At 54.5% G+C, this 12,219-nt stretch carries 9 protein-coding genes and 1 CRISPR repeat array (1 of these 10 only partly in view); all 9 genes read left to right on the forward strand.

What is annotated here, in order from left to right; translation table 11 throughout:
* Positions 1 to 133 precede the first annotated feature (133 nt).
* The 9 genes from cas3 to cas4a all read left to right on the forward strand — a co-directional run bounded on the left by cas3 (position 134) and on the right by cas4a (position 9,382).
* Positions 134 to 2,554, forward strand: a complete 2,421-nt coding sequence (cas3, locus tag ACPV0M_RS11765) for a CRISPR-associated helicase Cas3' (protein WP_425620812.1) — start codon at positions 134 to 136, stop codon at positions 2,552 to 2,554.
* Positions 2,551 to 4,230: a hypothetical protein gene (locus ACPV0M_RS11770; protein WP_425620813.1), complete on the forward strand. Its 1,680-nt coding sequence runs from the start codon at positions 2,551 to 2,553 to the stop codon at positions 4,228 to 4,230. Before cas3 ends, ACPV0M_RS11770 begins: the two co-directional genes overlap by 4 nt.
* A 12-nt stretch (positions 4,231 to 4,242) precedes the next feature.
* Positions 4,243 to 5,229, forward strand: a complete 987-nt coding sequence (locus tag ACPV0M_RS11775) for a DevR family CRISPR-associated autoregulator (RefSeq protein ID WP_425620814.1) — start codon at positions 4,243 to 4,245, stop codon at positions 5,227 to 5,229.
* Position 5,230: 1 nt separating this feature from the next.
* Entirely contained in the window at positions 5,231 to 5,977 is a 747-nt protein-coding gene (locus tag ACPV0M_RS11780; protein ID WP_425620815.1) for a hypothetical protein, read from the forward strand.
* A 133-nt stretch (positions 5,978 to 6,110) separates the two neighbouring features.
* Positions 6,111 to 6,413: a hypothetical protein gene (locus ACPV0M_RS11785; protein WP_425620816.1), complete on the forward strand. Its 303-nt coding sequence runs from the start codon at positions 6,111 to 6,113 to the stop codon at positions 6,411 to 6,413.
* Between the two features lie 123 nt (positions 6,414 to 6,536).
* Positions 6,537 to 7,544 carry a CRISPR-associated endonuclease Cas1 gene (gene cas1, locus ACPV0M_RS11790; RefSeq protein ID WP_425620817.1) on the forward strand — a complete coding sequence of 336 codons (1,008 nt, stop codon included), beginning with the start codon at positions 6,537 to 6,539 and terminating at the stop codon, positions 7,542 to 7,544.
* A 1-nt stretch (position 7,545) separates the two neighbouring features.
* A complete protein-coding gene (cas2, locus tag ACPV0M_RS11795; RefSeq protein WP_425620818.1) occupies positions 7,546 to 7,881 on the forward strand; it encodes a CRISPR-associated endonuclease Cas2 in 336 nt (111 codons plus the stop codon).
* Complete coding sequence (cas4, locus tag ACPV0M_RS11800) at positions 7,878 to 8,450, forward strand: CRISPR-associated protein Cas4 (RefSeq protein WP_425620819.1); 573 nt, start codon at positions 7,878 to 7,880, stop codon at positions 8,448 to 8,450. Before cas2 ends, cas4 begins: the two co-directional genes overlap by 4 nt.
* Positions 8,450 to 9,382: a type I-A CRISPR-associated protein Cas4/Csa1 gene (gene cas4a, locus ACPV0M_RS11805; RefSeq protein ID WP_425620820.1), complete on the forward strand. Its 933-nt coding sequence runs from the start codon at positions 8,450 to 8,452 to the stop codon at positions 9,380 to 9,382. The genes cas4 and cas4a overlap by 1 nt, the downstream gene beginning before the upstream one ends.
* A 264-nt stretch (positions 9,383 to 9,646) precedes the next feature.
* Positions 9,647 to 12,219: a CRISPR direct-repeat array (repeat unit 37 nt; unit sequence GTTTCACCCATCGACCCGACGAATAGGGGACTGAAAG) (it continues 6,377 nt past the right edge of the window).

The following is a 12,219-nucleotide window of genomic DNA, read 5'->3' on the forward strand; positions in this document are numbered from 1 at the left end:
GAAGTGTGAAAGCTATATCCCTTCTTTTAAGCCTAGCAATTGTAATTCTTTCTATGACTTGTTTGGTCTTGGCTCTTAATTAGTTAGAGAATATGCCACCTTTCCTTATATATGCTTGGAGGTAGCGGGTAGGATGACCCTCTTAGACGAACTTAATCAGCTCTTCCGTGAACTAATGTTTGACTCGACGCTCGCGCTGTACGACTTTCAGCTGCAGACAGCAATGGAGTTATTGGATGGTCGGAGTGTTATTCTTCGCGCTCCAACCGGTGGGGGCAAGACGTGGGCAGCGCTTCTTCCTTTCCTTTATGCAAGGCATGTTGGTGAACCCATCAGTGATAGGGTCTTATACGCTTTGCCGTTAAGGTCCTTGGCGTCACAGCTTCATGCTTCGACCCTGGCGTCTTGTTCCAATGCGGGCTGGTCAGTTAGTGATGAGCCCGGCGAAAAGAAAACAGGTCGGCTTGAAATAACGCTCCAGACCGGGGAGCGACAGAACGACCCGTTTTTCTTGGGAGACATCGTATTCACAACGATTGACCAGTTACTTTCTTCTTACTTACTGACTCCGGTATCGCTTAATCCGCGTTTAGCAAATATGAATGCCGGCGCCTTGGTCGGAAGTCTAGTCGTCTTCGATGAGTTTCACCTGCTTGACCCTGAGCGCTCTATGACTACAGCCATTGAGATGCTTGACCGCCTGCAGGACTACTGCCGGTTTGTGCTGATGACGGCAACTCTGTCAGACGAGGCGGTAAAATGGTTGGCCCAACGCTTAAACGCCGCTGTGGTTGAGCCCAGTGATGCTGAAATCGCGCAAATCGACAGCAGAAAGAAGCGCGGTGCTACCCAACGTATGTGGTTGGTCGAGTACGAGCCGCTGACTGCAGCCAGAGTCATTAGTGACCATTTGGCAGGCGGGCATCGCCGGACCCTGGTTTTGACCAATACGGTAAGCCGTGCACAGGATTTCTACAAAGAATTACTGCGGGTTAAACCACCTGATGTTAGCGTCTGTCTGCTACACTCACGGTTTTTTCGTGAAGACAGGGCCGGTAAGGAGGAGCAGGTAATAGCGCGCCTTGGTAAACAAAGTCAGGATCTCCCAGAGAACTTCATCCTTGTCAGCACTCAGGTTGTTGAAGCAGGCATGGATTTTTCGGTTGATTGTCTCCACACTGAACTGGCGCCGGCAAACAGCTTAATCCAGCGTGCGGGACGCTGCGCCCGCTATGGCGGGAAAGGTACAGTCAGGGTGTATCCGGTCGATAATCCAGCACCGTATCCAGCTATGGAAGTGAAGCGGACCCTAGATGTATTGACTCCGCTGTCCGGAGAACTATTCTCTGCTGTTACGGAACGGAATGTCGTGAATTCTGTTCATGGACCGTTTGAAAGTGAAGTCCTGAGGCGGTTCAACCTTCGTTCATGGCGCAAGGATGTAAACCTAGCGATGGATGGGTTTCTACCGGATGCGCCAGAAAGACTGATCCGTGATGTGAACACTGTCAATATTCTAATCACGTCGGATCCGGAAGCGATACGTTTTGATTTGCCTGATCGCTGGCCTGAAATGCTCTCTGTTCCTGCTGCTACCTTGCACAGTTTTTTGCGTTGCGTTGAACTCAAAGGTACAGATGTTTGGGTGGTCGCCGTCCCTACGGAATTAGACGGGGACAGCGATAATGAAGGTGGTTTACGCTTTCGCTGGAAGCGGTTTACTATGGCTCCTCCCATAGTATGGCTAGTTGTTATCAACCCTGTTTATGCCCGCTATACCTCTGATCTGGGGCTGAGATTAGGCGAGGCCGGACAAGAAATACCGTTTCACTACATCCCGCGAAATTCTCAACAGCGCTATCGTTATCATTGCGAGACAATGGTCCAGCATGTCCAGACCGTACTGAAAGAGATGGAAGAGTTAAGTGCAAAATGTACTTGTGCGCAGCAGTTTTTGGTACGGGTCCTTGGCGTCCGACAAGAGACGATCAAGATTGCTGAACGGCTTGGTATTATCTTTCACGATGTTGGTAAGCTTTCCGAAGAGTGGCAGCAGGCGGTTCGGGCCTGGCAGAAATTTAAGACCGGCCGATTACCTGATAAACCTCTCGCTCACTCCGACTACGACCCGGAAAAAGACTGGCATGAACTTTGCAGGTTTCCGAAACGACCGAACCACGCGCTTGAAGGTGCTTATGCTTGCTGTGATTATCTTTTTAAGCTCTTTCAGGAATGCAACGAAGTTGCAGCCTGTGTTGTCACAGCGATTGCGCGCCACCATACAGGCCACGCCAAAACACTGGGACGCTTTAAGCTAATACCTGAAGCTGCTTCTACAATTAATGATCTGTTGGCGGCTTCGCAACTACCGCAGGTCGAGGGTTTGCGCGACCGGCCTACGGATATTGCCTTGGGGAAAGGTGGTGAGTTTTCCAGAGAATTACTCATGGCATCGCGTGAAGAAGATCAAGACTGGCTGCCTCTCTATTGGTACATCGTCCGTTTGTTGCGTCTGGCCGATCAGGCAGGCAGCGCGAAAGGAGGGAGAGAGTGAGATTTGAGGTTCCCAAGTACACCATGACCTATGCCGACACGCTGCGTGCGGTAGGCCTGGCCAGTCTGCTTGAGGAAATCACGGGTAAAGGCGTACAGGTGCAGGATTGTGGCGAACGCTTCTTGTTAGACACCAGTGAGCTACCTCCTTTTGAACAATGGCCACCTATCAGTCCGGGATACCCTTTTATATATCTCAAGGCTGATGGCGAGCGGCCGCCGGGCAATGTCCTTGATTACGAAAAAGAAAAGAAGCGCGCCGACCAACTGAAGGACTTCCGCCGGGCCACCGGCAACAAACGAGATGCCGTTATGCGTGCGCTTGCCGAACAAGGCCTCGTCGAACCGCCTCAACCAGCGACCGAGTACGGGATGGCACTGTTTTTGGCGTCTATGCGTAAAGGCTGGTCATCCGACAAGCAACTTTACCTTTGGCTTATGGAAGATTCTGAGCGCACGTCCTTATGGATAGCTAAGAACCTTGGAGTGGTAGTCTCTGAGGAAATAGATGCCCCCGCCGTGAGCAATAGCCAAGTCTTCAACCCGATCTCCGGCAAGGGTGTGCATCGGTCCAAGCCGGACTCGACAACGCCCGGCAGTATCTCGGACAAGGTGCTTGATCCTTTCGCCGAGTGGTTAAAGTTCCGTGGAGCCTACCGCGCAATGCTCCCCTATAGGCAGGATAGTGACTTCAAGGTGTTTGTTATCGAACCGGCGGACATCAGGCTGAGCCAACTTGAAACCCTACACAGAGAGCTTCTGCAGCGAAACCTTTGGGGCAGTATCCGCCTGGATATTGAGGCGGCTTTGTATCTTACACAGTTGCTGATTCAGCATTCCGACGTGCTGGGGAACAGCATTGCTCTTCACAGGAGGAGACCAGCGGAGGTTATTCGCGGGTTGCACCAGGCTTATTTTCAGAGTCTCGGGACGGCGGCGGCGCTGATGAACTACTCGTTTGCTACGTTACCGTCCTGGTTCCCCATTAACGATCGGGACGACGCCAATGCCTTTATCGCAGTCATCCGTGAGCACATCGGCGACAAGCAGCGCGACGGAGTCACAGGCTGTCTGCGTTCCCTCCGTGAGGATCGTTCGGGGGATGTTCCGGTGTTGCAGCAATACCGCAAGTGGCTGATGACAGGCAACCTTATGGATTTTCTGGAATTCTGCTACCGGTTTGCCCTGCACCTGGTAGGGCAATGGGGTCAGAATGAGTGGGCGAGAGCTATGACAACAATTGGGTTGGATACAATTACAGGGAGGGGGTACCAGATGCAAGATATCACAGGAACGGAGGGCTTCAACAATATTGCTATGGCTATCAGATCGGCGACGGTGTATGCTATGGCGTCGCAGCAGAAGAAGCAGTCCCCGCGGCGTGAGGTCCGCTTTGGGTTGGCACAGAAGTGGAAACAAAAAATGAAAGCGGGTAAGGAAGAGTTTGTGGCCGCGCTGTGCGAATTCGTCCAGGACTACAACTGGGAAAGCGAGAAAATGGATAAAATGGATGGCGGCGTTCCCAAACACCACAAAGTAAAGACACAACACCTGGATGAAGTAATTGAACTGATTGATAAACGTGGCGCGGAATTGGTAGGTATGCTTCTGTTAGCCTATGGTTACGCCAAGACAGCCAAGGCGGATTCTCCCGACGACAATTTTCAGGAAGACTGAGGAGGGATTCAGATGAAGCTGCATTCACTTGCAATATCGGGTGTTGTTACTTTAAATCTTCACGCCTTGAACAACGAGGGCTCTGAAGGAAACACCATGATGACCCGCATGGTTGAAATCGTGGATGAAAGCGGGACCTTGCAGACTGTTAATGCGATTTCCGGCGATATGTTTAAACATATCCAGGCTGAACACCTTTTCCAGGAGGCAAAACTGACCGGGCTTCCGTTATGTGCTGGGTGCTCCCAGTTTGACGCCAACCGTATCGCCCGAGATTTTGACTTGGCTGCACAAGTAGAGAAAAGCAAAGAATATGCCGAAGCCAAGAAGAACGGCAAGATGGACTCATACAATCTTAGCCAAGTGCTTAAGGCTTGCGTGATCGACGACTGCGAAGGCATTCTCCTCACCGGCTGGGCAGGTTCAAAATCATTGGCCCGAAAGTCATGTATTGAGTTTGGGTGGGTTGTGGGCCGTCCTGAGAAGACGCGTACCGAAGCATACATTCATGCTAAATATGTTCCTGAAGGTCGTGGCGCAGGTTCAGGGTCCGAACAGAACCTCGGCCAAAACCTTTTCCACCGTCCGGCATCGAGCGGTCAGTATGCCGTGGTTCTTAATGTTGATCTGTACCGGGTTGGGCGCAACGACATAACGCTGGAATATGATCTTGGTAGCGACGAAAGGAAAAAGCGAGTACAGGCCCTATTAAGAAGTGTACTTTACACGTTCATCAAGCCAACGGGTGCACATAGGAACACCCAGCATCCTCACATTGTAGATTTTAGTGGGGTTGTAGCTACTTCTGCAAATTCTTTGCCCGCACCGACGGTAAGCGCCTTAAATAACGGCTATGACCGGGAGATCGAGGTGATAACTAGTAATCTGAACAGTCTATTCGACGCGGAACATATACAGATCAGCCGGTTTGAAGGGCTTGGAGATTACAGCAGAGTAATGAGTGAGATTATTAAAGCTGTTGAACCCTGGGGGGATTAGGATGGCTAATCACGACGACAGTTCTTGGCTGATTTTGCGTTACGAACCAACGAGCCTGTTCTCCTTACGTATGACCCACGCCACCAACAAGGGCGGTAAGACTCTGCTGATTCCCACTCCCTACGCTGTGAAGTTGGCGCTTATCGACGCTTGTTTTAGGATGTATGAAGGGGAGACAGCGGTCGCCAAGGCGAGATGGGTATTTGACTTGATTAAGGGGCGCCAGATTCGGATTGGGCCTCCAAGAGATTGTGTGGTTCAGAATACGTTCATCAAAATCAAACAAGAGGAGCGAGGAGCTGCTAAGGGTATTTACGCCCCGACAATTGCCTATCGCGAATTCTGTTTCTACTATGGTGAACTGAAAATCGCGTTGGCAGTTGATGGTCTAACGGATGATGAAATTGACGGTTTGAAAAAAGTAGCGGCCAGGGTTAACTACATCGGAAAGCGGGGCTCGTTTATGCAGTTCTTGGGGGCGGAGTATCACAAGGGTGGATTGCCTAAAGGCTATAGTTGCCCGGAAAGTCAGGCTGATATCGTCGGCGGGGGCTACAGGGCTACTAACTATCTAGACGACTTCGGTGAGGCGCTCGTACGGGACAGGGATGGATTTGACCGGATCAACACCTATTCTGCTAAACCATCAGGATTGGGTACCTTTCGCGTCTTGGTTCCGACCTTGCTGCCCTACCGGTATTCATCAAGCAGCAGGCACTATACGCATTTCAGGTGTGTAGGGTCTTAGGATGGAGTCCATTACTTTTCAAGCGGTAGTCTCGGGGATTTTGATGCGCTAGTCGAAGCGCTTGGATAATACCTAGGCAATGAGGAGTAGTACGATGTAAGGCAACCTTGACATCAATCAGACTCTTGAGTTCTTGGCTCGGAAGCTGGGGAAACGGCCGGAGATCGTCTTTGCCTATGCCCATAGGTCGGCCTTGGAGCACCTGGCGTACAACAGCCCGGACGTGACCGTATACGTCAATCCCGCGGCGGTGGTGAAAGATAAGGCCCTGGACTACGAGATGGTGGTGGGCGTCGAGCTGAAAATAGCTTTGCGCTTTTCCCGGTCGACGTTCGCGTGCCGAACTATGTCCCGTCGTATTTTGCTTACCATGCCTCCCCCATGCGCGGGCATATCTGAGGGATGTTCTGGGGCTGGGACAGCTGAAATGAACTAGTGTCGCATAACCACTAATTTTGCCGAAAAACCACTAGTTTCGCCCAAATATTGCGGTCTGCCGTCAAATGCTGGTAAAATACACCTCACCATACAGTATTGTGGCGGGAGGTGTGGCTTACCAGTGCATCTTGTCGTTGAGGACTTCGGCGTTTCCCTGGGCAAGAAGAGCGAGCGGTTGCTGATCAAACAGAAGGGCCAGGTAATCAGCGAGACGCCTTTTCGCGACATCGAACAGATCACGATCGCCAGCAACGGGATCTCTCTGTCGTCCGACGTCATTCACGAATGCAGCGAGTACGGTATCCAGATCAGCTTTCTGTCTTTCTCTGGCAGGCCTTACGCAAAGCTGACATCGCCCAACCTGGTCGGAACGGCCCAAACCCGGCGCCAGCAGCTTTTGGCCTACCTGGACGAGCGGGGAGTCGGCTCAAGCAAAGCTTTCGTCGAAGGCAAGATCAAAAACCAGGCCAATGTACTGAAGTATTTCGGCAAGTACAGGCGCGCCAGCGATACCGCCAAGTATCAGGCTCTTTCCGCCGTGCTGACGCAGCTGGATAAGGCCAGGGCCGACCTGGCCGGTATCGACGGGGCTTCGGTGGACCAGGTCCGGGGGCAGCTCCTGGCCGTGGAGGGACGGGCAGCCCACCACTACTGGCAGGGTATCGGGCTGCTCCTGGAAGGTAAGGCCGATTTTCCCGGCCGGGAGCGGCGCGGGGCGACCGACCCGGTCAACTCCGCCTTGAATTACGGCTACGGCATTTTGTACAACCAGGTGTGGAGCGCGGTGTTGCTGGCCGGTCTCGACCCGTTCGCGGGCTTTTTGCACACCGACCGGCCGGGTAAGCCCAGCCTGGTGCTGGACCTCGTCGAGGAGTTTCGCGCCCAGGTCGTGGACAGGATCGTTGTGGCCATGGTCAGCAAGGGCGCCGAGATTGCCATGGAAGAGGACCGCCTGGCGGCGGAGACGCTGCGCGACCTGCGCCGGCGCGTAATGGAGCGGCTGGACGCGGAAGAGAACTATGAGGGCAAGAAACACCGGCTGAAGTCGATCATCCAGCGGCAGGCCAGGCGTTTGGCGGGTTACCTGCGGGGCGACGGCAACTACCGCCCCTTCGTGGGGGGTTGGTAGAGTGCAGACGCTGGTCATCTACGATATCGTCTCCGACCGCATCCGCAAGAAAGTGATGGAGGCCTGCAAGGATTACGGGCTGGCGCACATCCAGTATTCAGCTTTCTTCGGCGACCTTAACCATAACCTGCGGGAGGAGTTGGTCGCCCGCCTCACGCGCACGCTGGGAAGACACGAGGGCAAGATTATGATCTGCCCCGTTTGTGACAAAGACCTGCGCCTCAAGAGGGAGATTGAGGTCTTTGGTGCGACGGACGGGATGAGCGACGAGGCGGTCGTGGATTACCACCTGGCCAAGGCGAGAAGAGCCGGCGGGAAGAAGGCCAAGGCGGGATGATCTTCAAAGTCGGCGACATCAAACAGTATTTCTATTGTCCGCGCATCGTGTACTACACCTATGTGGTTCCGGTCGACCGCAAGACTACCGCCAAGATGGCTTATGGCAAGGAAGAACACCTGGAGTTCGAGCGCCTTGAGCGCCGCCGCAAACTCACCGCCTACGGTTTGGAGAAAGGGGAGCGCCGCTTTCGCACCCGCTTGTACTCGGAACGCCTGGGCCTGGAGGGGACCCTGGACCTGCACCTCGCGACGCCTGCCGGGTATTTCCCCGTGGAGGTTAAGAACTCTGCGGCGCCCCCCGGCCTGAACCATAAGTACCAGCTGGTGAGTTACGCGATGCTGCTGGAGGACGCTTACAATAAGCCGGTGCGCACGGGTTTCTTGTATTTCCTGCCGGGACGCCGGGTATACCCGGTGGACATCACCTCCAATGCCCGCCTTTTTGTACGGCGGGTCATCGCCCGCTTGCGGCACATGGTCGAACGGGAGCTGTTCCCGCCGCCTCCCGCCCGTACCGGAAGGTGCCGGGACTGCGAATACCGGAACTACTGCGGGGATGTGGTGTGATGTATTTCTTCACCGACGAGGAACGGAAGTTTCTGGTGCGCGGGCTTTTGCCCAAGGCCCGGGAACAGGGCGTGGCCGACGAGCTCCGGGGGTGGAACTGGCACCAGCCGCCGCTGGCCCCGATCTACGAGCTGCGGCTCGGTGTATCGGAAGTGGCCTCCGGTTACTGCCCGACGGCCCGGGACCTCTACTTGCGGCGCGTGCGCGGCATCCGGCCGCCGGCCGGTCCGGCCATGCTGCGCGGCACGGCTCTGCATGCGGCAATGGTGCACGTGCTGGTCAACGCCAAACGTCTCATTTATCATCATGGTGTTGCCAAACACCACATCATTGTCCGGGAACTGCAGGAATTGCCGGGTCTGGATGTCGAACCATATTCCAAAGGCCTGACGCCCGCAGACAAGGAAAGGCTCGCCTCGGAGGCCGGGGTTGTTGCGGATTTCGAGAAGGCGCGGGTCATCGCGCGCATTCAGGAGTGTCTGGTCAAGCAACCGTATATCAGCGAGGACTCCCTGGTGAACCTGGCCATCCCCGTGGTGGTTGAACAGAAACTGGACGGTTCGTTCCTGGGGCTAAGCTCCAACCTCAGCGCCGATGCCCTCAGCTTTTGCGAGCCGTTGATTCTGGATTTGAAATTCGGCGAACAGCACAAGTTCCACCGGTTGCAGACCACGGGGTATGCCCTGGCGATGGAGGCCATCTACGAATTCCCGGTAAACCTGGGCTGCGTGGTTTACGCCGAGATACGCAACGGCCGGCTGGTGATGCGCAAGGACATCCACATTATCGACGACGAGCTGCGCCAGTGGTTTATCGAGGCCAGGGACGACCGAATGCGGATGATCCACGAAGAAATCGACCCCGGACTTCCGGATGAGTGTCCGGACAAATGCTACTGTTATGAGGTGTGCCGGCTAAGAATAGGGGGCTGAAATTTGCTGCGGGATCTGTCGCGGGTGATTTTCGCAAATCGTATGTTTTGGTGGGCGGCCGAATGGTGATTTCGGTCGTTGCTCCTATTGAGGATGTGGACGATTACTAAGCGCAGCAAGGGTTTTAGAATCCTCGGGTTTTTTCGCAAATGAGGGGGGTTTTTGTGCAGCGTAACCATTTTCGAAGAATCGACATTGCCGGACAACAGAAACGAGAGCGCAAAGCCTTGCACTGCCTGGCTTTTCTTTAGGCCGCCGGGGTCTGTTTCACCCATCGACCCGACGAATAGGGGACTGAAAGCCCCAAGAAGGAGGAAACGGGTTTGGATCAACTGTTGTTTCACCCATCGACCCGACGAATAGGGGACTGAAAGATGAGGTACCCGGCACCGGTCTGACCCTGAACTTCAGTTTCACCCATCGACCCGACGAATAGGGGACTGAAAGGACTACGTAAGTCCGCTAACGCAGGCTCGAAGGGCCATCGTTTCACCCATCGACCCGACGAATAGGGGACTGAAAGCCAAGACGGGCTGCACAAGCGCACAAAGAGCAAGGTTTCACCCATCGACCCGACGAATAGGGGACTGAAAGAAGGATTTTATCTATCAGGTCCGGGTTGGTACCGGGTTTCACCCATCGACCCGACGAATAGGGGACTGAAAGGCGGAGATCGTGCCGGACCCGGCGGACGACCGTGGGGTTTCACCCATCGACCCGACGAATAGGGGACTGAAAGCACACATCTACCACTCTACGCAGGGCCGCTAGTAACTCGTTTCACCCATCGACCCGACGAATAGGGGACTGAAAGCCAAACTCGCGCTCGAAGACGGTGGTTGCAACAGCTAGTTTCACCCATCGACCCGACGAATAGGGGACTGAAAGGTCTTCGTGGCCGAGCAGATCGAAATCACGAGTAGCGTTTCACCCATCGACCCGACGAATAGGGGACTGAAAGTCGGGGTCGAGCGGATAAGGTGTCGTGATCTCTAAGAGTTTCACCCATCGACCCGACGAATAGGGGACTGAAAGTTACCGAGCGCTGGCAGGCCATTCAGAACGTAACCGTGGTTTCACCCATCGACCCGACGAATAGGGGACTGAAAGCTTCCGGCATTAAAAGACCGCCCTAACGGCGGTCAAGGGTTTCACCCATCGACCCGACGAATAGGGGACTGAAAGAGATCAGCATATCCACCAGAATCGCACCTTCGACCGGTTTCACCCATCGACCCGACGAATAGGGGACTGAAAGGTGTGCCTGCTGTGGCACTCGTGGCACAGGGGTTCCAGTTTCACCCATCGACCCGACGAATAGGGGACTGAAAGATTGCCCTGGGGGTCTTTATGGTCACGGTCCACGGCCAGTTTCACCCATCGACCCGACGAATAGGGGACTGAAAGGGTCAATCTCAAATGCTCCTCCACCTAGACCAGATATGGTTTCACCCATCGACCCGACGAATAGGGGACTGAAAGGTTCTTGACTCCAACTTTTGCGCTTCGGTTAGCCTTCGTTTCACCCATCGACCCGACGAATAGGGGACTGAAAGGTGTCGGAAGGGGAGTTGTTTGATCCGGACTACGTAAGGTTTCACCCATCGACCCGACGAATAGGGGACTGAAAGCGCTCTCTGGATGTACGCATAGCCCTCCGAAACGAAAGTTTCACCCATCGACCCGACGAATAGGGGACTGAAAGAGGCTCGGCACTCGCTCACTTGCCGCCTGGATCATCGTTTCACCCATCGACCCGACGAATAGGGGACTGAAAGGGCAGATAAACCATCTCGCAGGCATCCTTGGTCCCCCTTGTTTCACCCATCGACCCGACGAATAGGGGACTGAAAGCGCCCAACCGGAAATCTCCGTCTCAAAACTTCCCTTCACGTTTCACCCATCGACCCGACGAATAGGGGACTGAAAGGATCAAGGCCGCCTGGGACTGGGGCAAGAACCTGCTGTTTCACCCATCGACCCGACGAATAGGGGACTGAAAGAGTGTTAGGAGAGCCGGTCGAGTCTCTTTTTATGGAGTTTCACCCATCGACCCGACGAATAGGGGACTGAAAGGCTTTTGCGGCGTTAGGCTGCCGTCCAAAGCCATCGTTTCACCCATCGACCCGACGAATAGGGGACTGAAAGAGAAGTGTTCGATCTTGACGCGCCGGGAATCGTAGGTTTCACCCATCGACCCGACGAATAGGGGACTGAAAGGGGATGTGGGGGCAGACAGTAAGCTCCACGCCGCACCTGTTTCACCCATCGACCCGACGAATAGGGGACTGAAAGGTTGGGTACTTGGTGAGAACGTGCCTGGGATCGTCAATCGTTTCACCCATCGACCCGACGAATAGGGGACTGAAAGTTTACATGTGTGGGCGCGGGGATCATCGACGGCCGGGGGTTTCACCCATCGACCCGACGAATAGGGGACTGAAAGCTGGAGCGGGCCGGGTGGCAACGGTACGACTTCGAGGTTTCACCCATCGACCCGACGAATAGGGGACTGAAAGACCGCCCGATGAGGCACGGCCCGAGGAAGCCGAGCCAGTTTCACCCATCGACCCGACGAATAGGGGACTGAAAGGGGAGGAGGGATAGCGTGCGCGTACCCCGCGGCCAAGTTTCACCCATCGACCCGACGAATAGGGGACTGAAAGTGTCTGCCATTCGGTGTAGTCTCAATGCGTATCTTACCTGTTTCACCCATCGACCCGACGAATAGGGGACTGAAAGCTTCTTTAAATTCGACGGCAGCCGCACAATCTCGACAGGTTTCACCCATCGACCCGACGAATAGGGGACTGAAAGGCACTTTGTAGAGGTATTGG

The organism is Desulfosceptrum tomskiensis, from assembly GCF_049818055.1.
GTDB lineage: Bacteria > Bacillota > Desulfotomaculia > Desulfotomaculales > JASEER01 > JBFLVT01.

Coding starts and splice junctions, on each gene's coding strand:
- cas3 (WP_425620812.1), top strand. CDS start 134: ATGACCCTCTTAGACGAACTTAATCAGCTCTTCCGTGAACTAATGTTT.
- ACPV0M_RS11775 (WP_425620814.1), top strand. CDS start 4,243: ATGAAGCTGCATTCACTTGCAATATCGGGTGTTGTTACTTTAAATCTT.
- ACPV0M_RS11780 (WP_425620815.1), top strand. CDS start 5,231: ATGGCTAATCACGACGACAGTTCTTGGCTGATTTTGCGTTACGAACCA.
- cas4 (WP_425620819.1), top strand. CDS start 7,878: ATGATCTTCAAAGTCGGCGACATCAAACAGTATTTCTATTGTCCGCGC.
- cas4a (WP_425620820.1), top strand. CDS start 8,450: ATGTATTTCTTCACCGACGAGGAACGGAAGTTTCTGGTGCGCGGGCTT.